This is a genomic window from Saccharopolyspora sp. NPDC003752 (assembly GCF_053605825.1).
Genome location: NZ_JBSGJZ010000009.1, coordinates 47,629 through 68,007, shown reverse-complemented (window position 1 = coordinate 68,007; position 20,379 = coordinate 47,629). Strand labels below are relative to the sequence as shown.

22 protein-coding genes and 1 pseudogene are annotated in these 20,379 nt (G+C 71.0%); 10 read left to right on the top strand and 13 right to left on the bottom strand.

Annotated elements, in window-relative coordinates:
- Position 1 precedes the first annotated feature (1 nt).
- Positions 2-373 (top strand): annotated as a pseudogene (locus ACWEV3_RS14180) (TerC family protein); the annotation flags it as partial.
- A gap of 64 nt (positions 374-437) precedes the next feature.
- Here ACWEV3_RS14180 and ACWEV3_RS14175 read toward each other — a convergent pair.
- Positions 438-1,199, bottom strand: coding sequence for an SDR family oxidoreductase (locus ACWEV3_RS14175; protein ID WP_452614247.1), 762 nt, complete (start codon positions 1,197-1,199; stop codon positions 438-440).
- Between the two features lie 81 nt (positions 1,200-1,280).
- On the opposite strand from ACWEV3_RS14175, the gene ACWEV3_RS14170 reads away from it, so the two are divergent.
- The 4 genes from ACWEV3_RS14170 to ACWEV3_RS14155 are packed head-to-tail and all read left to right on the top strand — an operon-like array spanning position 1,281 to position 4,763.
- On the top strand, positions 1,281-2,039 hold the full coding sequence (locus ACWEV3_RS14170) for an enoyl-CoA hydratase family protein (RefSeq protein ID WP_452614246.1): 759 nt from the start codon (positions 1,281-1,283) through the stop codon (positions 2,037-2,039).
- Positions 2,036-2,926, top strand: a complete 891-nt coding sequence (locus ACWEV3_RS14165; protein WP_452614245.1) for a CoA transferase subunit A — start codon at positions 2,036-2,038, stop codon at positions 2,924-2,926. The genes ACWEV3_RS14170 and ACWEV3_RS14165 overlap by 4 nt, the downstream gene beginning before the upstream one ends.
- A 2-nt stretch (positions 2,927-2,928) precedes the next feature.
- Positions 2,929-3,696 (top strand): CoA-transferase subunit beta, encoded by a 768-nt coding sequence (locus ACWEV3_RS14160; RefSeq protein ID WP_452614244.1) that lies wholly within the window; start codon positions 2,929-2,931, stop codon positions 3,694-3,696.
- Complete coding sequence (locus ACWEV3_RS14155) at positions 3,693-4,763, top strand: NAD(P)H-dependent flavin oxidoreductase (RefSeq protein WP_452614243.1); 1,071 nt, start codon at positions 3,693-3,695, stop codon at positions 4,761-4,763. Before ACWEV3_RS14160 ends, ACWEV3_RS14155 begins: the two co-directional genes overlap by 4 nt.
- A 105-nt stretch (positions 4,764-4,868) precedes the next feature.
- On the opposite strand, the gene ACWEV3_RS14150 is transcribed toward ACWEV3_RS14155, so the two are convergent.
- The 3 genes from ACWEV3_RS14150 to ACWEV3_RS14140 form a co-directional block, all read right to left on the bottom strand.
- Positions 4,869-5,507 (bottom strand): LysE family translocator, encoded by a 639-nt coding sequence (locus tag ACWEV3_RS14150; protein ID WP_452614242.1) that lies wholly within the window; start codon positions 5,505-5,507, stop codon positions 4,869-4,871.
- 124 nt (positions 5,508-5,631) lie between these two features.
- Complete coding sequence (locus ACWEV3_RS14145; RefSeq protein WP_452614241.1) at positions 5,632-6,318, bottom strand: TetR/AcrR family transcriptional regulator; 687 nt, start codon at positions 6,316-6,318, stop codon at positions 5,632-5,634.
- 9 nt (positions 6,319-6,327) lie between these two features.
- Positions 6,328-8,037: a class I adenylate-forming enzyme family protein gene (locus ACWEV3_RS14140; RefSeq protein ID WP_452614240.1), complete on the bottom strand. Its 1,710-nt coding sequence runs from the start codon at positions 8,035-8,037 to the stop codon at positions 6,328-6,330.
- A 151-nt stretch (positions 8,038-8,188) separates the two neighbouring features.
- Between ACWEV3_RS14140 and ACWEV3_RS14135 the strand changes: the two genes are divergently transcribed.
- The 3 genes from ACWEV3_RS14135 to ACWEV3_RS14125 are packed head-to-tail and all read left to right on the top strand — an operon-like array spanning position 8,189 to position 10,597.
- Positions 8,189-9,490, top strand: a complete 1,302-nt coding sequence (locus ACWEV3_RS14135) for an acyl-CoA dehydrogenase family protein (RefSeq protein ID WP_452614239.1) — start codon at positions 8,189-8,191, stop codon at positions 9,488-9,490.
- Between the two features lie 20 nt (positions 9,491-9,510).
- Complete coding sequence (locus tag ACWEV3_RS14130; RefSeq protein WP_452614238.1) at positions 9,511-9,816, top strand: hypothetical protein; 306 nt, start codon at positions 9,511-9,513, stop codon at positions 9,814-9,816.
- A 22-nt stretch (positions 9,817-9,838) separates the two neighbouring features.
- Positions 9,839-10,597, top strand: coding sequence for an SDR family NAD(P)-dependent oxidoreductase (locus tag ACWEV3_RS14125; RefSeq protein ID WP_452614237.1), 759 nt, complete (start codon positions 9,839-9,841; stop codon positions 10,595-10,597).
- Between the two features lie 90 nt (positions 10,598-10,687).
- Here the strand turns inward: ACWEV3_RS14125 and ACWEV3_RS14120 are convergent, their stop codons facing one another.
- Positions 10,688-11,056 carry a winged helix-turn-helix transcriptional regulator gene (locus tag ACWEV3_RS14120; protein WP_452614236.1) on the bottom strand — a complete coding sequence of 123 codons (369 nt, stop codon included), beginning with the start codon at positions 11,054-11,056 and terminating at the stop codon, positions 10,688-10,690.
- Positions 11,057-11,110: 54 nt separating this feature from the next.
- On the opposite strand from ACWEV3_RS14120, the gene ACWEV3_RS14115 reads away from it, so the two are divergent.
- On the top strand, positions 11,111-11,755 hold the full coding sequence (locus ACWEV3_RS14115) for an NAD(P)-dependent oxidoreductase (protein ID WP_452614235.1): 645 nt from the start codon (positions 11,111-11,113) through the stop codon (positions 11,753-11,755).
- Between the two features lie 116 nt (positions 11,756-11,871).
- Here ACWEV3_RS14115 and ACWEV3_RS14110 read toward each other — a convergent pair whose 3' ends face one another.
- Positions 11,872-12,366: a MarR family winged helix-turn-helix transcriptional regulator gene (locus ACWEV3_RS14110; RefSeq protein WP_452614234.1), complete on the bottom strand. Its 495-nt coding sequence runs from the start codon at positions 12,364-12,366 to the stop codon at positions 11,872-11,874.
- A 91-nt stretch (positions 12,367-12,457) separates the two neighbouring features.
- On the opposite strand from ACWEV3_RS14110, the gene ACWEV3_RS14105 reads away from it, so the two are divergent.
- Positions 12,458-12,871, top strand: a complete 414-nt coding sequence (locus ACWEV3_RS14105) for a RidA family protein (protein ID WP_452614233.1) — start codon at positions 12,458-12,460, stop codon at positions 12,869-12,871.
- A 59-nt stretch (positions 12,872-12,930) separates the two neighbouring features.
- Here ACWEV3_RS14105 and ACWEV3_RS14100 read toward each other — a convergent pair whose 3' ends face one another.
- The 7 genes from ACWEV3_RS14100 to ACWEV3_RS14070 all read right to left on the bottom strand — a co-directional run bounded on the left by ACWEV3_RS14100 (position 12,931) and on the right by ACWEV3_RS14070 (position 20,374).
- Positions 12,931-13,746: a MaoC/PaaZ C-terminal domain-containing protein gene (locus ACWEV3_RS14100; RefSeq protein WP_452614232.1), complete on the bottom strand. Its 816-nt coding sequence runs from the start codon at positions 13,744-13,746 to the stop codon at positions 12,931-12,933.
- Entirely contained in the window at positions 13,743-14,933 is a 1,191-nt protein-coding gene (locus tag ACWEV3_RS14095; RefSeq protein ID WP_452614231.1) for a lipid-transfer protein, read from the bottom strand. The genes ACWEV3_RS14100 and ACWEV3_RS14095 overlap by 4 nt, the downstream gene beginning before the upstream one ends.
- Positions 14,930-15,370: a MaoC family dehydratase gene (locus tag ACWEV3_RS14090; RefSeq protein WP_452614230.1), complete on the bottom strand. Its 441-nt coding sequence runs from the start codon at positions 15,368-15,370 to the stop codon at positions 14,930-14,932. The genes ACWEV3_RS14095 and ACWEV3_RS14090 overlap by 4 nt, the downstream gene beginning before the upstream one ends.
- Positions 15,367-16,479: an acyl-CoA dehydrogenase family protein gene (locus ACWEV3_RS14085; protein WP_452614229.1), complete on the bottom strand. Its 1,113-nt coding sequence runs from the start codon at positions 16,477-16,479 to the stop codon at positions 15,367-15,369. Before ACWEV3_RS14085 ends, ACWEV3_RS14090 begins: the two co-directional genes overlap by 4 nt.
- 24 nt (positions 16,480-16,503) lie before the next feature.
- Positions 16,504-17,451 (bottom strand): bifunctional MaoC family dehydratase N-terminal/OB-fold nucleic acid binding domain-containing protein, encoded by a 948-nt coding sequence (locus ACWEV3_RS14080; protein ID WP_452614228.1) that lies wholly within the window; start codon positions 17,449-17,451, stop codon positions 16,504-16,506.
- Positions 17,448-18,650: an acyl-CoA dehydrogenase family protein gene (locus ACWEV3_RS14075; protein WP_452614227.1), complete on the bottom strand. Its 1,203-nt coding sequence runs from the start codon at positions 18,648-18,650 to the stop codon at positions 17,448-17,450. Before ACWEV3_RS14075 ends, ACWEV3_RS14080 begins: the two co-directional genes overlap by 4 nt.
- Before the next feature lie 62 nt (positions 18,651-18,712).
- Positions 18,713-20,374 carry an AMP-binding protein gene (locus ACWEV3_RS14070; protein ID WP_452614226.1) on the bottom strand — a complete coding sequence of 554 codons (1,662 nt, stop codon included), beginning with the start codon at positions 20,372-20,374 and terminating at the stop codon, positions 18,713-18,715.
- Positions 20,375-20,379: the final 5 nt, after the last annotated feature.

The window sequence follows — 20,379 nt, the reverse complement described above, 5'->3', positions numbered from 1 at the left end:
CGCGGTCTTCGGCATCACCGCGGAGCCCTACATCGTCTTCACCGCCAACGCCTTCGCCCTCCTCGGCCTGCGCGCGCTGTTCTTCCTGGTGAAGGGACTGCTGGAGCGCCTGGTCCACCTCTCGGGACTGTCGCTGATCCTCGCGTTCATCGGCGTCAAGCTGTTCCCGCACTGGTTGCACGTGGACATCGACGAGCGCGTCCCCGAGATCCCGACGCCCCTCAGCCTCGGGGTGATCATCGCGGTGCTGCTGGTCGTGACCGTGGCGAGCCTGATCAAGACCCGGCGCGACCCGTCGGCGAAGGCCCACCCCGGTTCCCTCCGGGCACACCGCACCAAGGCGCCGGACGCGGACACCCCGAACGACCGGTGACCACACCGGTTACGTGCCGCAGACCCGGGTGACCGCGTCCCACTCCCCTCGATCTCGCGGTGCGCTAGAGGGTCTGGGTGGCGAAGAGGAAGGCGGGTGGCTCTCCCCCGCCGTGGCATTCGACCGAGGCGCCGCTGACGTACGACGCGAGGTCGGAGGCCAGGAAGAGCGCGACGTTGGCGACCTCCTCCGGCCGCGCCATCCGCCCCAGCGGGATGGTGCGCTCGATGGCCTCGACGCTTCCGTCGTCGCCGTAGTGGCCGCCGGTCAGCTCGGTGCGGCACAGGCCGACGTTGATGGAGTTCAGCCGCACCTTCGGCGCCCACTCCACGGCCAGCGAGCGGGTGAGCGAGTCCAGCCCGGCCTTCGCCGCGCCGTAGGCCGCCGTGCCGGGCGAGGGCCGGAGGGCGCTGACGGAAGAGATGTTCACGATCGAGCCGCCGGTGTCCTGCTGCTGCATGGCGGCGTTCGCGACCTGGGCGACCAGCAGCGGCCCGAAGAAGTTGAGGCCCATGATCTTGCCGTGGAAGCGCGGTGACGCGTCCGCCGCCAGGGCGTACGGCGCGCCGCCGGCGTTGTTCACCGCCACGTCGATCCGGCCGTGCCGCGCGAGCAAGTCGGCCATCATCGCCCGGACCGACTCCTCGTCCCGCACATCGCAGCGCAGGTGCGTCGTGCCCGCGGCCGGCTCGTCCCCTTCGGACCGCGCGCACGTCACCACCTGCGCGCCGGCCGCGACGAAGGCCGCGGCGATGGCCCGGCCGATGCCCTTGGTGCCCCCGGTCACCAGGACCACCCGTCCCGTCATGTCCAGCTGAACAGCCACGCGTCTCTCCGATGAGTCGGGAACCAAGCAGATGTTAGGGTACCAAGCAAATGATAGGTCAAGTAGCCCGGAAGGTGGCACATGGGCATCACCTCGGACTTGCGTGACGACGGCATCCGCGTCGTCACGGTCGACTACCCGCCTGTCAACGCGCTCCCCGTTCGGGGCTGGTTCGACCTCGCCGCGGCGCTCGACGAAGCGGGCGCGGACCTGAACACCCACGTCGTCGTGCTGCGCGCGGAGGGCAAGGGCTTCAACGCGGGCGTCGACATCAAGGAAATGCAGCACACCGACGGATTCGACGCCCTGATCGGCGCGAACCGGGGCTGCTACGCCGCGTTCAAGGCGGTCTACGAGTGCGCCGTGCCGGTCATCGCCGCCGTCAACGGGTTCTGCCTCGGTGGCGGCGTCGGCCTGGTCGGCAACGCCGACACGATCGTCGCCGCCGAAGACGCCTACTTCGGGGTGCCGGAGGTGGACCGCGGTGCCCTCGGCGCCGCGACCCACCTCGCCCGCCTCGTCCCGCCGCACCTGCTGCGCACCCTCTACTTCACCGGCCGCAACATCCCCGCCACCGACCTCGTCGGGCACGGCTCCGTCCTCGAAGTCGTCCCGCGCGACCGCCTCGACGAGGCGGCCCTCTCCGTCGCGGCCGAGATCGCCGCGAAGGACACCCGGGTCATCCGGATGGCCAAGGAGGCCATCAACGGCATCGACCCCGTCGACGTCAACCGCAGCTACCGGTTCGAGCAGGGCTTCACCATGGAGCTCAACCTCGCCGGGGTGGCGGACGAGCACCGGGACCGGTTCGCCGGCACCGAGAAAGCGAGGAGCGAATGAGCAAGCCCCGCGACAAGCGCATGACCGCGGACGACGTGGTCGCCGGGCTCGAAGACGGCATGACCATCGGCATCGGCGGCTGGGGCCCGCGGCGCAAGCCGATGGCGCTGGTCCGCGCGATCCTGCGCTCGAACCTGACCGACCTAACCCTGGTCTCCTGGGGAGGCGCCGACGTCGGGCTCCTCGCCCGCGCGGGCCGGATCCGCAAGCTGGTGTACGCGTTCGTCTCGCTCGACTCCGTGCCGCTCGAACCGAACTTCCAGCAGGCGCGGCAGAACCGGACGATCCCCGAGGTCGTCGAGCTCGACGAGGGCATGTTCCAGGCCGGGCTGCGCGCCGCCGCCCAGCGCCTGCCGTTCCTGCCCATGCGCGCCGGGCTCGGCTCCGACGTCATGGTGAACAACCCCGGCCTGCGCACCGTGACCAGCCCGTACCCCGCCGCGGACGGCGTCTTCGAAGAACTCGTCGCCGTTCCGGCGCTGCACCTCGACGCCGCGCTGGTGCACATGAACCGCGCGGACCCGCACGGCAACGCCACCTACCTCGGCCCGGATCCCTACTTCGACGACCTGTTCTGCATGGCGGCCGACAAGGCGTTCGTGACCTGCGAGCGCATCGTCGACACCGCGGAGCTCACCCGCGAAGCCGCCGTCCAGCGCCTGCTGATCAGCCGGATGATGGTCGACGGCGTCGTCGAAACGCCCAACGGGGCCCACTTCACCACGTGCACCCCGGACTACGAGCGGGACGAGAAGTTCCAGCGCGCCTACGCCGCCGCAGCCGCCGACCCGTCGGCCTGGGAAGCCTTCGAACGGCGCTTCCTGCGCGGCACCGAGGACGACTACCAGGCCGCCGTGAAGGCGTTCCACGAAGAGCAGGAGGCGTGAGGATGTCCGACGTGACGCGTGCCGAGATCTGCGCGGCGGCCATCGCCGACGCGTTCGCCGACGACGGCGAGATCTTCGGCAGCCCGATGGGACTGCTGCCCACCCTGGGCGTCCGGCTGGCCAAGCTGACGAGCAATCCCGATCTGGTGATCTCCGACGGCGAATCCCGCTTCCTCGCCGAGGTTCCCGCGCTCGGGACCGGATCCGATGCGGTGGAGGGCTGGATCCCGTTCCGGAAGGTCTTCGACGTGGTCGCCTACGGCAAGCGGCACGTCATGATGGGCGCCACCCAGATCGACCGGCACGGCAACCAGAACATCTCGGCGATCGGCGACTTCGCGCAGCCGAAGCGCCAGCTGCTCGGTTCCCGCGGCGCCCCCGGCAACACCGCGAACAACCGCACCTCGTACTGGGTTCCGAAGCACGCCCCCCGGGTCTTCGTGGAACGGGTGGACATCGTCTCCGGCATCGGCCCGAAGCTGGCCGAGCAGGCCGGACCGGCCGCGGCCCGGTACAACGACATCCACCGCATCGTCTCGAACCTCGCGGTCCTCGACCTGGGCGGCCCCGACCGCACGTTGCGGCTGCGCTCGGTGCACCCGGGCGTGACCGTCGACGACGTGCGGGCGGCCAGCGGGTGCGAGATCCACGCCGACGACGAGGTCCCGGAGACCCGCACGCCCACCGACGCGGAGCTGACGCTCATCCGCGAGGTGCTCGACCCGAAGAACCTGCGCGACCGCGAGGTCAAGCCGGAGGCCGCCCGATGAGTGCCGAGCAGCTCCTGCGCACCCCGCTCAACGACCTGGTCGGCATCCGGCATCCGGTCGTGCAGACCGGCATGGGCTGGGTGGCCGGGCCGAGCCTGGTCGGCGGCACGGCCAACGCCGGCGGCCTGGGCATCCTGGCCAGCGCGACGATGGGCCTGGAAGAGCTGGATCGGGCGATCATCGCGGTCAAGCGCCGCACCGACCGGCCCTTCGGCGTCAACCTCCGGGCCGACGCCGCCGACGCGCCGCAGCGCGTCGACCTGCTGATCCGGCACGGGGTGAAGGTCGCGTCGTTCGCGCTGGCGCCGAAGAAGGAGCTGATTGCCAAGCTCAAGGACCACGGCATCGTCGTGATGCCCTCGGTCGGCGCGCCCCGCCACGCCGAGAAGGTGGCGGCGTGGGGCGCCGACGCGGTCATGGTCCAGGGCGGCGAAGGCGGCGGTCACACCGGCTCGGTGCCCACCACGCTGCTCCTGCCGAGCGTGCTCGACGCCGTCGACATCCCCGTCGTCGCGGCGGGCGGCTTCTTCGACGGCCGCGGCCTCGCGGCGGCTTTGTCCTACGGCGCCGCGGGAATCGGCATGGGCACCCGCTTCCTGCTCACCAAGGACAGCGCCGTTCCCGATGCCGTGAAGCGGCTGTACCTCTCCCACGACGTCAACGGGACCGTCGTCACCGACAAGGTCGACGGCATGCCGCACCGCATGCTGCGCACCCGGTTCGTGGAGGAACTGCAGGAGACGAGCATCCTGAAGCGGCTGGGGCCGACCATCCGGCGGACCCTGAAGTTCAAGAAGCTGAGCGGGATGACCTGGCGCGAGCTCGCCGCCGACGGCCGGTCGATGAAGCACGGCAGCGGCCGCTCCTGGTCGCAGATGGTGCTCGCGGCCAACACCCCGATGATGCTCAAGTCCGGCCTCGTCGACGGCGACACGAACGCCGGCGTGCTCGCCGCCGGTCAGGTGGTCGGCGTCCTGGACGACCTGCCGACCTGCGAGGAGCTGATCGACAGGGTGGTCACCGAGGCGGCCGAATGCCTGCGGGGGACCCAGAAATACGCGCTCTGAGAACCAGCGGCGGTGCCCACGGCGCAGTGGGCACCGCCTCTTCCAGAAGCTTCGCGGACGCTCCTCCGAAGGTTCCCCGGCCCGGATTCCGGCCTGCTGATCGGTTCAGCTGGGCCGGCTGATGGCCATCTTCGCGGCGAAGAAGCCCAGCAGGGTGCCGGATGCGAAACGCTGTGCCTGGAGCACGCGGGGGTGGCGGGCCAGATACCCGGCGAGCGCAGCGGCGGCGAGAACGATGAGGCCGTTGATGGTCACGCCGACCACGATCTGCGCGGTTCCGAGCTGGAGGAACTGCCACCACGTCGCACCCAGCGCGGGATCGACGAACTGGGGGATCAGCGCGGCGTACAGGAGCGCGATCTTGGGGTTCAAGAGGTTCGTCAGCAGCCCCATGCCGAACAGGCGGGCCGCCGAGTGCGGGGCCAGTTCGCGCGGTTCGAACGGCGAGGCGCCACCGGGGCGCAGGATCTGCCAAGCCATCCACGCGAGGTACGCCGCGCCCAGGAGCTTCACCACGTGGTAGGCCTCAGGCACGGCCACGAAGAGCGCGGATAGACCGGCAGCTGCTGCGACGAGGTAGACGACGAATCCGAGGGCAACCCCGGCGAGCGACACGAGTCCGGCACGCCGCCCCTGCGAGATGGCTCGCGATGCCAGGTAGACCATGTTGGGCCCGGGGGTCAGCACCATGCCCAACTCCACCACCACGACGCCGAGCAACGAGGCGAGCGGTACGAGTTCCATGGAGCGAACGTATCCGGCGGGCGATCGCCCTGCCCAGCCAGGTCTCGCCGCTCGCCGGGCGCCCAGTTCGCAGTTTCAATTGAAACTGCGACCTTGACCGCGGGACATCGATGTCCTTCCGGCGTCAGGATCGCTGCCGCGTGGCGAGCACCCGCTTCGTCTCGTCGGAGACCGGTGCTGCGAGCACCGCGGCCACCAGGTCGGTGAGGTAGTGGGTGAACAGGGTTTGTTCGCTGCGCGGGTCGTCCTTGGCGCGGCGGCTCAGTTCGAGGTGCGCGAAGTGGATGGCCGCGAATCGGCGGTGCAGCGGCGGGCCGACCGCCTCGGGCGGCAGCATCGGTGCCACCAGCCCGAGCCAGCGGGCCAGGCTGCCCCCGGGGTCGTCGAGCACGATCGCGGCAGGTTCCCCCGGCTCGACCATCCGGTTGGTCCGGCCGAGCAGTTCCGCGGCGATCTGCAGGTACTCGCGGCCGCCCGCGGGATCCGACAGCTTCGCGATCAGGGGCAGGACCAGTGCGGACGCCAGCGCGCGCAGGTCGTCGCGGCCGGTCAGCTCGTACTGGTCGAGCAGCGTGTTGCGGCGTGCCCCGACGTCCCGCCCGTGCTCGATCAGCACCTCCCGGAGCAGGCCTTCCCGGTTGGTGAAGTGGTACTGCAGCGCGGTGGTGTTGCGCTGCCCGGCGGCGCGGGTGATCTCCCGCAGCGACACCGCGTAGATCCCGCGTTCGGCGAAGAGCCGGGTGGCCGCTCGGGTCAGCGCCGAACGCGCGTCCGCCGCGGGTTCGGCATCGCGCGTCGAGGTGTGGGTCATGACGAGAACCTATCCGTGCCGCGATTCGCCGGCCGTGACCGCGCGGATCAGCTCGGTGCGGATCTGCCGCTTGAGGATCTTCCCGGAGGCGTTGCGGGGCAGCTCGTCGTCCTGCACCCAGACGTGCGCGGGGATCTTGAACCGCGCTATCCGCCCGTCCAGGAACGCGCGCAGTGCCTCGGCGGTCAGGGTGGTGCCGGCGAGGACCTGGACCAGCACCCCCACCTCTTCGCCCAGGATGTCGTGCGGGATGCCGATCACGGCGCAGTCGGCCACTGCGGGATGTTCGTGGATCGCGGCCTCGACCTCGGCGCAGTAGACGTTCTCCCCGCCGCGGATCAGCATGTCCTTGGCCCGGTCGACGATGTAGACGAACCCCTCTTCGTCGATCCGGGCGAGGTCGCCGGAGCGCAGCCAGCCGTCGGTGATCGCGTCGGCCGTGGCGTCCGGCCGGTTCCAGTAGCCCTTGACCACGTTCGCGCCCTTGATCCGCAGCTCGCCGACCTCGTCCGCGGGCAACCGCTGCTCGGTGACCGGGTCCACCACCTCGACGTCGCAGATCGCGACCGCGAGCCCGACGCTGTCCGGCTTGGCCAGGTAATCGAGTCCGCGGTTGGCCGTGGTCATCGAGGACGTCTCGGTGAGGCCGTAGCCGTTGGCCGGTGCCGCGCCGGGCAGGAGCGCGGTGGAGCGCTGCACGAGCGCCGGTGGCGCAGCCGCTCCTCCGGTTCCGACCGCGGTCAGGCTGGTCAGGTCGCGCCGCGCGAACTCGGGGTGCGCATAGAGTTGCGCGAGCATCGCCGGCACGCCGGTGAATTGCGTGACGCGCTCGCGCTCGATGAGTTCGAGCGCGGTGCCGGCGTCCCACTTGTGCATCAGGACCAAAGTGGCACCTCGGTGGAAAGCACCTAGCAGCACCGAGTGGCAGCCGGTGCCGTGGAAGAACGGAACTGCCACCAGTGCCGTCGCCGGCACCGCCAGCGCCGCGGCCAGATCGGCGAGCGACCCGCCCTGCCGGAGCAGGGCCCGGGCCGCCGCGTATCCCACGCTGGTCACGTTGCCGCAGATGTTGCGGTGCGTGCCGAACGCGCCTTTGGGAATGCCGGTGGTGCCGGACGTGTAGAAGATCGTGGCGTCGTCCTCGGGGCCGAGGTCGACGTCGGGAAGCTCCGCGGCGGTGGGCACATCGCGGATGTCGCGGCTGCCGGCCGGCAGCGGCCCGGTCGGCCGCGCCACGATCGCGGTGATCCCGAGGCCCGGTAGCACGTCCCGCAGCCGGTCCATCCGCTCCTGGTCCGCGATCAGCACCTTCGCCCCGGAGTCGCGCAGCCCGAACTCCAGCTCGCTCGCCGACCACCAAGCGTTCAACGGCACGACGACAGCACCGGCGCACGCGGCGGCGAAGAAGGCGACCGGCCATTCGGGGTAGTTGCGCATGGCGATGGCGACCCGGTCGCCCTTCCGGATGCCGTGCTCTTCGACGAGCTGCCCCGCCAACCCGGCCACCTGCTGGAAGTGCTCGCGGTAGGTGACCCGCGCATCGCCGTGGACGAGGAAATCCCGCTCGGCGAAGGCCCGCGAGCTCTCGACCATGGCCCGCAAGCTGGCAGGCGCGTTCCGCCAGGCACGCACTCGCACCCCGCGGATGTCGACCTCGACGGTCTCGAAAGGCGCGCCCGGAGCGGTCAGCTCTGCGCGGATGTCCTCGTGGTTCCTCATCGTTTCCACGTCCCCACCCTCGCCGGCTCGAAAGTTCCGTGAGACGGCTCGAATCTGCCTCGCCCGCAACGGAAAATCAAGTGCTTGTGCTTCTAAGGCAGTCGCATTACGTTGGCGCCCGGCACCGAAGCCCGCACCGGAGGAGACCGCCGTGGCCTGGGAATTCGAGACCGACCCCGAGTTCCAGCGAGAACTCGACTGGATCGAGGAGTTCGTCCGCGAGGAGATCGAACCGCTCGACCACATCATCGACCACCCCTACGACCTCGACGACCCGGTCCGCGCGGAGCTGATCCCGCCGTTGCAGGAAGCGGTCCGCGAACGCGGCCTGTGGGCCTGCCACCTCGGCCCGGACCTGGGCGGACCCGGGTACGGGCAGGTCGAGCTCGCCCTGATGAACGAGATCCTCGGCCGGGCGCGCTGCGCCCCGATCGTCTTCGGCGCCCAAGCCCCCGACAGCGGCAACAGCGAGATCCTCGCCCACTTCGGCACCCCGGTGCAGAAGGAGCGCTGGCTGCAGCCGCTTCTCGCCAACGAGATCGTCTCGGCGTTCTCGATGACCGAGCCGCAAGGTGGCGCCGACCCGAAGGTGTTCACCACCAGCGCGGTTCGCGATGGCGACGAATGGGTGATCAACGGGGAGAAGTGGTTCTCCTCCAACGCCCGCTACGCGGCGTTCCTCATCGTCATGGCGGTCACCGACCCGGACAACCCGCCGTACCGGCAGCAGTCGATGCTGATCGTCCCGACCGACGCGCCGGGCGTGGGGATCATCCGCAACGTCGGGCTCGGCGGTGACCCCGAAGGAGCGGGCTCGCACGCCTACATCCGCTACAGCAACGTCCGCGTTCCGGCCGACGCGCTGCTCGGCCCGCGCGGCGAGGCGTTCATGGTGGCGCAGACCCGCCTCGGCGGCGGGCGCATCCACCACGCCATGCGCACCGTCGGGCTGATCAGGCGGAGCCTCGACATGATGGCCGAGCGAGCGCTCTCCCGCACCACCCAGGGCGAGCAGCTCGCGCGCAAGCAGATGGTGCAGGAGATGATCGCGGATTCCTGGCTGGACCTGGAGACCTACCGGCTCCTGGTGCTGCGCACCGCGTGGCGCATCGACAAGTACCAGGACTACCGCAAGGTGCGCGCCGACATCTCCGCGGTCAAGGCGATGATGCCGCGCGTCTTGCGCGATGTGGCCTCCCGCGCGCTGCAGGTCCACGGCTCGCTCGGCGTCTCCAACGAGATGCCGTTCGCGGGGTACGTCACCCAGTCCTTCCACATGGGGCTCGCCGACGGCCCGACCGAGGTCCACAAGGCCACCCTGGCCCGGCAGGTGCTGCACGACTACGAGCCGTCGGACGACCTGTTCCCCACCCGCCACGAGCCGAAGTTGCGCGACCAAGCCCGCCAGAAGTACGCCGACGTGCTCAAGCGGCACGGGCGGCTCCCGGCGTGAGCGCACCCCGACCATCCACAGTGGATCCCGCGCTGGTCGATTTCGCCGCGCTCGCACGGTGGATGGACGACCAGGGCCTGCCGCCGGGCGACTTCACCGAAGTCACCGAGCTGACCGGCGGCACGCAGAACGTCATGTTGTACGTGCTGCGCCGCCCGCCGCGACATCTGCGCAAGCGCAGCAACGACGCGCTGATCCGCGAGAGGCGACCTGGCCGCCATCACCTGGTACCGCGTCCTGGCCTCCTTCAAGCACGGCATCGTCCTGGAAGGAACCCACGCCCGCGCCTGCGCGGGCGAGGCACCCAAGCCCGATCGCTGACATGAACCCCGGTTGGAGCGCGATCCCATGACCGACACGACCTTCGACCTGACCGGCAAGATCGCCCTCGTCACCGGTGGCAGTCGAGGCATGGGCCGCGCGATGGCCCACGCCTTCGCGGCCAAGGGGGCGGACGTGATCATCGCCAGCCGCAAGCTGGCGGCCTGCGAGAGCACGGCACGTGAGATCGAGGAGGAGCACGGCGTCCGCGCACTCCCCGTGGCCTGCAACGTCAGCCACTGGGACCAGTGCGATGCCCTGGTCGAACGCGCCTACGCCGAGTTCGGCCGGGTCGACGTGCTGGTCAACAACGCCGGCCTCTCGCCGCTCTACCCCAGCCTCGACGGGGTGAGCGAAGCCCTGTGGGACAAGGTGCTCGCCGTCAACCTCAAGGGCCCGTTCCGGCTCACCGCGCTGATCGGCACCCGGATGGCCGAGGGCGACGGCGGCGCGATCATCAACATCTCGTCGGTAGCCGCGATCCGGCCGGCACCGATCGAACTCCCCTACGCCGCGGCGAAAGCCGGCCTGAACACCCTCACCGAAGGCTTCGCCCGCGCCTTCGGCCCCGAGGTCCGGGTCAACGCCATCCAAGCCGGGCCGTTCCTCACCGACATCTCCCACGCCTGGGACCTCGACGCGTTCGCCGAACGGGCCAGAACCTCGATCGCGCTGGGCCGCGGAGGCGAGCCCGACGAGGTCGTGGGAGCGGCTCTCTACTTCGCCAGTGCCGCGTCTTCCTTCTGCACCGGAGCAATCCTCCGCCTCGACGGCGGCGTCCACTGATTTCGGTCGGCTGTCCCGCGATCACAGGACCGAACCCGCGGGAACGGCCTCTAGGTGTTGCCGGCCAACAGGTTGCTGACGTCCGGCCGGTTACTGCTTGCTCGGGTAGCGGGCGGCACCGGACTCCCGCGCATCGACGATCTCGTCCCAGTGTTCCGACGTCCAGGCGTAGATATCGAGAAGCAGTGCGAGCAGGCTCCGCCCGAGGGGCGTGAGTCCGTAGCTGGTCGAACCGCCGCTTGAGTCGCGGGTGATGAACCCGTCGCGTTCCAGCGATCGAAGTGCGCGGGTGAGCTCCTTGGGACCGAGGCGTGGTAATGCCCGCCGAAAGTGGCTGAACGGTTGGGCTCCGTCTTCGAGCAGTCGCAACACGAGCGGTCCCCACTTGTGCTGCATCCGAACCGGGAGCATCGAGGACGGGCACAACTCATCGAAGGTGATGGGCGACGGCGGGCGCATACGACAAGCGTAGGTACCCGATCGGGAACCGGACGTTGCCCTAGCGTCACGCGCATGTTGAAGATCGTGATCTTCGGGGCTGGCGGCCAGGCTGGTACCGCTGCCGTTGTCGAGGCATCTGCGCGCGGACACCGCGTGACCGCGTTGAGAAGGGCTGACGCGGACATCACCAACCCGCAGGCCGTGGCCAGGGCAGCTTTCGGTCAGGATGTCGCAATCGGTGCTGTGGCACCGGCTGACGGCGACCCTGCGGGGTTCTACCGCGCCGCTGCGAGCAGCCTGGCGGCCGGCCTGGCCGAAGCGGGCGTTGCTCGTCTGGTGTGGGTGAGTATCGCGTCATTGCTGCCGAACGCCGCTGGAGTTGCTCCGGTTGACGCCGAAGGCTTTCCGGTGGAGTACCGTCCGTTCTCGCTCGGACACCGTGCGGCGTTGGAGGTGTTCACGGGATCGGACCTGATGTGGACCGCCGTGAGCCCAGCGGGAGATTTCGACTCCCACAGACCGTCTCAGGGCGGCTACACCATGACGGCTGTCAGCGACCCCAGTGCACGTATCACCTATGCCGACCACGCTCGCGCAATCGTCGACCTTGCCGAGCAGCCGGGGGTGCGAGGTGAGCATGTTGGCGTTCTGCCGCCGTCACCGGACGCACCCGCGGAACCGGGTGAGGGCGGTGCTGCCCGGGAAGGCCGGCAGTGACACAACCTCAGAGCAGCAACACTCGAACGCCCTCTGCGTGTGGAACGCGCACTATAACTATCACCGCCCGCAGCCATGCTGGATCAGCGTGTCACCAACGTCGTGGCGTCCTACACCTAGGCCAGGTCGACCGGTCGTACCCGCAGCTTGGCCGCGATGCGGGCCAGCGCCTGCTGGTCGGTGGCGGTGAGCGGGTCGAGGACGAGCCGCCGCACCGCGCGCACGTGCGTGGGCGCGGCGGCGACGACCACCTCGTAGCCGGCGTCGGTGAGGGCGGCGATGGTGTACCGGCCGTCGTCGGGATCGGGCGAACGCTCCACCCAGCCCCGCTGCTCGAACCGCTTCACGACGTTGGACAGGCGCGAGAGGGATCCGTTGGCCAGGTAGGCCAGCTCGCTCATCCGCAGGCGGCGCTCCGGGGCCTCCGAGATGTGGCTGAGGGCCAGGTACTCGAACAGGGTCAGGCCGGCCTCCTGCTGCAGCGGCGACTCCAGCCGCCCCGGTAGCAGCAGGATCAGCGAGACGAGCCCGGTCCAGGCCTCCTTCTCGTCCGGGTTCAGCCACGGCGTCTCGTCCGGGGCGTGCCCGCCTGGGGTTGCGGTGGTGGCCATGGCGGAACCCTACCCAGCGGCCATGACTTCACGCGTGAAGTGAAACCGTGCTACGTTGACTTCACGCGTGAAGTGATCACGAAAGGACTCCATGAGCGAGCCGGAATTCTTCGCCACGCCCGGGTACGGCGCGAGGCAGCTGACCGAGATGCACTACAACCAGGCGGTTCGCATCGGCGACCGCGTCGAGACCTCGGGCCAAGGCGGATGGGACGACGACTGGAACTTCCCCGAGTCCCTCGAAGACGAGATCGTGCAGGCCTTCGAGAACGTCGAGCGAACCCTCGCCACGGCCGGCGCCACGTGGCGGGACGTCATCGCCGTGAACTCCTACCACGTCCCCGAATCCGCCGAGTTCATCGGAGAGGTCCACAACCGCGTCATGGTGGCGCAGTTCCGCGAGCGCATGGGCGACCGCGCGCCCATCTGGACCGAGCTCGGCGTGCCGGCCCTCGGCGCCCCGGGGATGCGCGTCGAGATCCGCGTGACGGCCATCGTCGGCTGACCGCCGGCCGCCTCCGATGCGCCTGCCGACCGGACGCCCCCGGTCGGCAGGCGCCGGCGCTAGCCGAACGAGACCGTCCCACCGGTCAGCACGGCGCGCTCCGCGACCGCGGCGCCGAAGGCGACCGCGCTCGCGCCGGCTCCCCAGCACTCGACCGAGAGCCGGTCGCCGGGGAAGACGGGAGCGGCGAAGCGACCCTCCAACCGGCGCAGGTCGGCCGGATGGGCGCCGTAGCGCCGCGCCACGGACAGGGTCGTGCCCGCCAGGGTGCACAGGCCGTGCAGGAACGGCCGCGGCTGCCCGGCCGCCTCGGCGGCTTCGGGATCGATGTGCATGTGGTGTCGATCCCCCAACAACCGGTACAGCGCCGCCTGGTTCGGCGCGGTGGCGACGTCGAGCCGGTGGTCGGCCGCGGCTTCCGGCCGCTTCGGGCTCGACGGGCCGCGCTCGCCGCCGAACCCGCCGCAGCCGGGGGCGAACAGCGCCCAGGTGGCGACGAAGTAGTCGCTCTCCACCGCCACCTCGAAGATCGCCGCGGAGCCCTTGTCCCACACCTGCGCCACGGACGCGGTCATCGCCAGGGAACCCGAGCGGGGCAGCGGGGCGAGCACTTCGAGCCGCTGTGAGCCGTGCACGGCGGTGCGCGTGTCGAAAGCGCCTCGGGCGCCCAGTTCGTCGGGAGCCCACTGCGCGAGCGTCAGCGCGAAGGTCGGCAGGACGCGCAGCCGCTCCTCGAAGACCAGGTCCAGGTCCGCTGCGGCGGCGCCGACCGCCAGCGCGTAGAGGATCGCGTCCCGCTCGGTGTAGTCGACCACGCGGCTGCCGAGCTCGACGCCCCGCCATTCGCCCGCCGGGCGGGCCGTTTCCACCGTCATCGCACCGCTCCCACGATCAGGCCGCTGGTCGGCACCCCGGTTCCCGCCGTGACCACCACGTTCCGCACTCCCGCCGGCTGGTTGACCGAGGTGCCCCGGACCAGCCGGACGGCCTCGGCGATGCCGTTCATCCCGTGCAGGTACGCCTCGCCGAGCTGGCCGCCGTGGGTGTTGGTGGGCAGCCTGCCGTCCAGTTCGAGGTGACCGTCCCGGATGAAGTCCTTCGCCTCGCCCCGGGCGCAGAAGCCGAGCTCCTCCAGCTGCGGGAGCACCAGCGGGGTGAAGTGGTCGTAGAGGATCGCGGCCTGCACGTCGCCGGGGCGCAGCCCGCTCTGCGACCACAGCTGGTCGCCGACCAGCCCCAGCTCCGGGATGCCCGAGATCGACGGCCGGTAGTAGCTCGTCATCATGTGCTGGTCGGCGCCGGAACCCTGCGCCGCGGCGAGCACGTCCACCGGGGCGTGCGGCAGGTCCCGGGCGCGCTCCGCGGAGACCAGCACCAGCGCCTGGCCCCCGTCCGTTTCCTGGCAGCAGTCCAGCAGGTGCAGCGGCTCGGCGATCCACCGCGACGCCTGGTGGTCCGCCATGGTGATCGGACGCCCGTAGAACCAGGCGTTGGGGTTGGTGGCGGCGTGCTTGCGGTCCAGCACGGCGACCCGCCCGAAATCCTCCGAGGTGGCGCCGTATTCGTGCTGGTAGCGGCGCGCGAACAGGGCCACCCACTGGGCGGGGGTGTTCAGGCCGTACGGCGTCATCCACGAGTACGCGGCCCGGTCGGCGCTGGTGTCCATCGCGCGGTCGGCCTGGCCCAGGCCGTAGCGCTCCCCCGACCGCTCGTTGAACGCCCGCCAGCAGACCACGACCGACGCCAGCCCGGTGGCGATGGCGGCCGCGGCGTGCGCGACCGTGCCGCACGCCGCCCCGCCGCCGTAGCCGACGCGGGAGAAGAAGGTGAGATCGCCGATCCCCGCGTTGCGGGCGACGTGGATGTCGGAGCTCGACTCCGCGGTGTAGGTCACCATGCCGTCGACGTCGGCGGGCGTCAGCCCGGCATCGGCCACGGCGGCGAGCACCGCCTCGGTGGCCAGCTGCAGTTCGCTGCGGCCGGACTTCTTGGAGAACTCCGTCGCACCGATGCCGACGATCGCGGCCGAACGGGACAGCGCGGTGCCGCTGGCCGGGCTCATGCGGATTCCTTCCGGGTGCCGGGAAGCTGGACGTCGACCGTGCCGGTGACGTGCGCGCCGAGGCCGTTCTCGCCCCGGACCGAGATCTGGACGCGCCGGTTCGGCTCGTCCTTGCCGGTCACCGCGCCGCTGAGGACCATCGCGTCGCCCGGGTAGTTGGGCGCCCCGAGCCGGATCCGGATGGCCTTGACCACTGCGGCCGGGCCGGCCCAGGAGGTGACGAACCGGTCCACCAGGCCGTTGGTCGTGAGGATGTTCATGAACACGTCCTGGGAGCCGCGCTCGGCCGCCAGCCCCGGATCGTGGTGCACGTCCTGGAAGTCCCGGCTCGCGATGGCGGTGGCCACGACGAGGGTGCGGGTCAACGGGATCTCCAGCTCCGGGAGGACTTCCCCGACGCGCACCGCGTCGAAGGCCCGCGTCGGCGGGATCGTCACGAGACCACCTCCTCGACGGCCAGGTGCTCGCCCAGGCCGGCGAGGGCGGCCTCGGCTCCGCCGAACGTGCCGGAGATCTGCTTGCCCCACAGGAAGAACCGGTGGGCCGGGTAGTCGACGTCGACGCCGATGCCGCCGTGCACGTGCTGGGTGCGGTGCACGACGTCCAGCCCGGCCTGGTCCGCCCACCACTTGGCCACCAGCACGGCGGCGCCGGCGTCGGGCGCCTCGTCGGCGAGCGAGGTGATCGCCTGCCACAGCGTCACCCGCATGGCCTCGATGTCGATGTAGCAGTCGGCCAGCTGGTGCTGGACCGCCTGGAAGGTGGCCAGGGGGCGGCCGAACTGGTGCCGCTGGCCGAGGTAGCCGGCGGCGAGCGCCAGGGCTCCTCGCGCGACCCCGGCCTGGATCGCCGCGAGGGCGGCGGTGGCGCGGTGCAGGGTCCGGCGGAGCGCGTCGCCGCCCGGATCGCCGACCGCGTGCCCGGCGGCCCGGTCGAGGTGGAGGTGCCCGCTGAGGTCCCGAGTCGTGGTCTCGGCCTGTTCCCAGCGCGCGCCTTCGGCGTCCGCTCGCACCAGGAACAGCCCCGGCCCCCGGTCCGTGGTCGCGGACACGACCACCGCGTCGGCGCCCTGCGGGGACGGCACGACCGCCTTGGTTCCCGTTAGCCGCCAGGCATTTCCGTCGACGGTCGCGGCGCACGCCGGCGCGCCGGGCTCGGCGGGGGCGAATTCCTCCAGCGCCAGGGCCAGCCGCAGGCTCCCGTCGGCCGCCGCCGGCAGGATCCGGGCGCGCTGCTCCTCGTCGCCGTGGGTGGCGACCGCCAGCGCCGCCACGCCCGCCGTCCACAGTGGAACAGATGCGACGAACCGGCCCTGCTCCTCCAGCAGCACGCACAGGCCGGCGAGGCCGAGGCCCGCTCCGCCGTGCTCCTCGGGCAGCGCGATGCCCACCAGTCCGGCCCCGGCCAGGTCCGCCCAGAGGCGCTCGTCGACGCGCGTCTCCGACGCCTCCACCTCCCGGATCCGGTCGGTGGCGGCCCGGTCGGCGAAGATGCTGCGGGACAGGTCCTGGACCGCGACCAGCTCGTCGCTGAGGTGGAAGTCCATTCGGGGTTCTCCTTCTCCGGACGGTCAGGGCCGGTCGGTCGCGGGGCGGAACACGGGCAGCGTCAGCTGCGGGTCCGCTTCGAGCCAGTCGAGCCGGACCGGCATGCCGATGGCGACGTCGTCCGGCGCCACGCCCACCAGGTTGGTGATCAGCCGGGTGCCCTCCGCCAGTTCGACGACCGCGATCACCAGCGGGTATTCGAACGCCGGGTGCGGCGGGTGGTGCGCGACCACGTAGCTGTAGACGGTGGCGCGTCCGGAAGCCGTCACGGTGTCCCAGTCGAAGGACTGGCAGTGCGGGCAGCACGGGCCGGGTGGGTGGCGCAGGGTCTCGCAGGACCGGCACCGCTGGACGACCAGCCGCTTCTCCTTCGCCGCGGCGAACCAGAACTCGTTGTCCTGGTTCACGGCGGGCCGGGGCCGCAGCGCCTTCTTCTCGGCGGGCCGGAACCGCAGGGTGCGCCACTTCTGGGTCGCCACCGCGGTTCCGCTCGCGTCGCGGTAGGTGCGCACCGTGGTGACGAACCGCCCCGCGCCGAGTCCGGTGCGCTTCTCCGGGGAGATCGACTCCACGACCTCCTCGGTGCTGATCTCGTCGCCGGGCACGAGTTCGCGGTGGAACTCGAACTCGGAGTCGGTGGCCACCACCGAGGTGTAGCCGCCCTCCGCGAGCAGGGCGGCGAGTTCGTCGAAGGGCGTGGGATCGTGCGGTGCCGTGGTGGCGGCGTAGCCCCGCATGGTCCACGCCTGCACCATCGAGGCCGGGGCGACGACGCCGTCGCGGCCCGTGGCCCGCGCGGCCTCGGCCGAGAGGTAGACCGGGTTGGCGTCGCCCATCGCCTCGACCCAGTGGCGGATCATCGGCACGTTGACCGGGTCCTGGCCCGGCCTGCCCGGCAGGAGGACGCGCCCCGCGTAGGACTGGAGGCGCTGCTCGTACGCCGCCTCCGGGGTCATCTGCTCGCCGCTCATGCGCCCCTCTTCGCCCGGGGCAGGCCGAGGCCCTGGGTGGCGACCATGTCGCGCAGCACCTCGTTCACGCCGCCACCGAAGGTGTTGACGATGCCCTGCCTGGAAAGCTGCTCGATCTGCCCGCCGAGCACGGCCGCCGGCGAATCCGGGCGGATCCGGCCGGCCGCGCCGAGCACCTGGGTCAGCGTGCGCTGCACGTCGATGTGCGTCTCGGTGCCGTACGTCTTCGCGGCGCCGGCGGTCGCGCCGGTCAGCGCGCCTTCCGCGACGGCCGTGGTCATCTTCCAGTTCATCAGGCGCATCGCTTCGAGCTTCGCGTAGGTCCGGGCCATTTCCCGCCGCACCCAGGGCTTTTCGACGACCCCGGTGCGCTTCGCCCAGGCCAGCACCTGCTCCCAGAGCTGGATCATCCGCCCGCCGAGCGCGGCCAGGCCGATGCGCTCGTGGTTGAGCTGGGCGGTGATCAGCCGCCATCCGCCGTCGACCGCGCCGACGACGTCGCCGGCCGGGACGCGGATGTCGCTGTAGTAGGTGGCGGTGACCACCATGCCGCCGACGGCCCGGATCGGGCTCCAGGAGAAGCCCGGGGCGCTGGTGGGCACGATCAGGATCGAGATGCCCTTGTGCTTGGGCGCTTCCGCGTCGGTGCGGGCCGCGAGCCAGATGTAGTCCGCGGTGTTCGCGCCCGAGGTGAAGATCTTCTGCCCGTTGACCACGTACTCTCCCCCACTCTCGGCTTCGCTCGAGCGGGAGGTGCCCCCTCCGTCGCGCACCGCCCGGGTCTTCAGCGAGGCGAGGTCGGTGCCCGCGTCGGGTTCGGTGTAGCCGATGGCGAAGACGACGTCGCCGCTGAGGATTCCGGGCAGGTACGCCTTCTTCTGCTCCTCCGTGCCGTACTCCATCAGCGTGGGGCCGACGGTGTTCACGGTGACGAACGGGAACGGCAGCCCGGCGCGCTGCACCTCGTCGAAGAAGACGTACTGCTCCTCGACCGACCGGCCCTGGCCGCCGTACTCGCGCGGCCAGCCGATGCCCAGCCAGCCGTCGCGGCCGAGCATCTTGACGACCTCCCGGAACCTGTCCCCGCCGACGCCCTCCTCCCCCACTCGTCTGCGTTCGTCCTCGGGCAGCAGGCTGGCGAAGTAGCCGCGCAGCTCCTGCCGGAGCCGGCGCTGCTCGGGTGTTTCGCGCAAATCCATCGGGAGTCCTCGTTCCTGGGCTCGGTGCGGCCGGTCCCGGCCGGTGGTGCGGCGGCGGAAGGTCAGGGCAGGAAGCGCAGCCGGCCGTTCGCGGCGAACTGCTCGCGGAGGGACTCCTTGTCCGCCGCGGTCATCAGCTCGTACGACGGCTCGCCGCGACCGGCCCACCAGTACACGTCGTCGGTGGTCCGCCAGCCGTCGGCCTGCATCTCCTTCTTGCGGAGCTTGTTCGAGCCGGTCGTGGGCAGCTGGTGCGACACGCGGATGTAGCGCGGCGCGCCCTTGGCGCCCAGATCTTCTTGCCCCGCGAGGAAATCCGGCAGGCCGAGGCCCTCGAAGCTCATCCGCTCGGGGATCTCGACGGCCGCCATCACCTGGTCGCCCGAGCGCGGGTCGGGCACCGCGAAGACACCGGCGGCGACGACATCGGGGTGGCGGCGCAGGATCCGCTCGGTCAGCAGCGCGGAGATGTTCTCGCCGTCCACCCGGATCCAGTCGCCCGAGCGGCCGGCGAAGTAGAAGTAGCCCGCCGGATCGACGTACCCGAGGTCGCCGGTCCAGTACCAGCCGTGGCGCACCCGTTCGGCGTTGGCCGCCGGATTCTTGTAGTAGCCCTCGAACTTCGCGGCGCCCTCGGTGTTGACGATCTCGCCGATGGCGAGCTCGGCGTTGAGCACCCGGCCGTGCTCGTCCAGCTTCGCGGGCGGGCAGGTCTCGCGGGTCTCCGGGTTGACGACGCGGACGCCCGCGTGCGCGGGCACCCCGAGCGCCGCGGGCGGCCCGTCCGGGGCCTGGTTGATCATCCCGGCGCCTTCGCTGGACCCGTAGCCCTCGTACAGCGTCGCCGCGAAGCGGCGCTTGAACTCGGCCTGGTCCTCCGGCGACGCCTCGGTGCCGAAGCCGTGCGTCAGCGTGTTGTCGGCGTCGTCCGGTCGTTCCGGCCGGCCGAGGATGTAGCCGAGCGCCTTGCCGACGTAGGTGAAGTACGTTGCGCCGTAATGGCGAACGTCGTCCAGGAAACCCGACGCGGTGAACTTCGGCGTGAGCACGACGCACGCCCCCGCGAGCAGGGCGGGCGCCCAGAGGGCCATCAGCGCGTTGCCGTGGAACAGCGGCATGCAGCAGTAGCAGACGTCGTCCCGGCCGATGCGGTACTTCGCGGTGTTCTGGTACGCCAGCCCGACGAGCCGTCCCTGGGAGCAGATCGCGGCCTTGGACGCGCCGGTGGTCCCGGAGGTGAACAGCAGCAGCATCCGGGTCGCGGCCGCGACCGACGGGTCCTTGGCCGGTTCGGCCCGGCTCGGGAGCCGCTCGGCGTACTCCGCCGAATCCACGAGCAGGAAGCGGTCCCGCGCCACGCCGATGTCGAGACCGTCGAGGATCTCCAGCCCCGCCGCGTCGGTCACCACCAGCTGGAGGTCGGTGTTGCGCACCTCCTCCGCCAGGTAGGCGCCGCTGCGGGTGGGGTTGATGCCCACCACCGTCGCCCCGCTGAGCGCCGCGGCGCCCAGCCAGAGGATGAACTCCGGGACGTTGTCCAGGAGGATCCCGATGTGGAAGGGCCGGTCCTCGTCGCGCAGCCGCCGCAACAGGTCGGCGCGGGCGGCGCTGTCCCGGACGACGTCGTCCCAGGTCCAGCTCCGCTCCCGGGAGCGAAGCCCCGGCCGGTGGTCACCGATCCGGTCGAGCAGCAGATCGGCGATGGTCTCTCGTCGCTCGGTCATCGGTC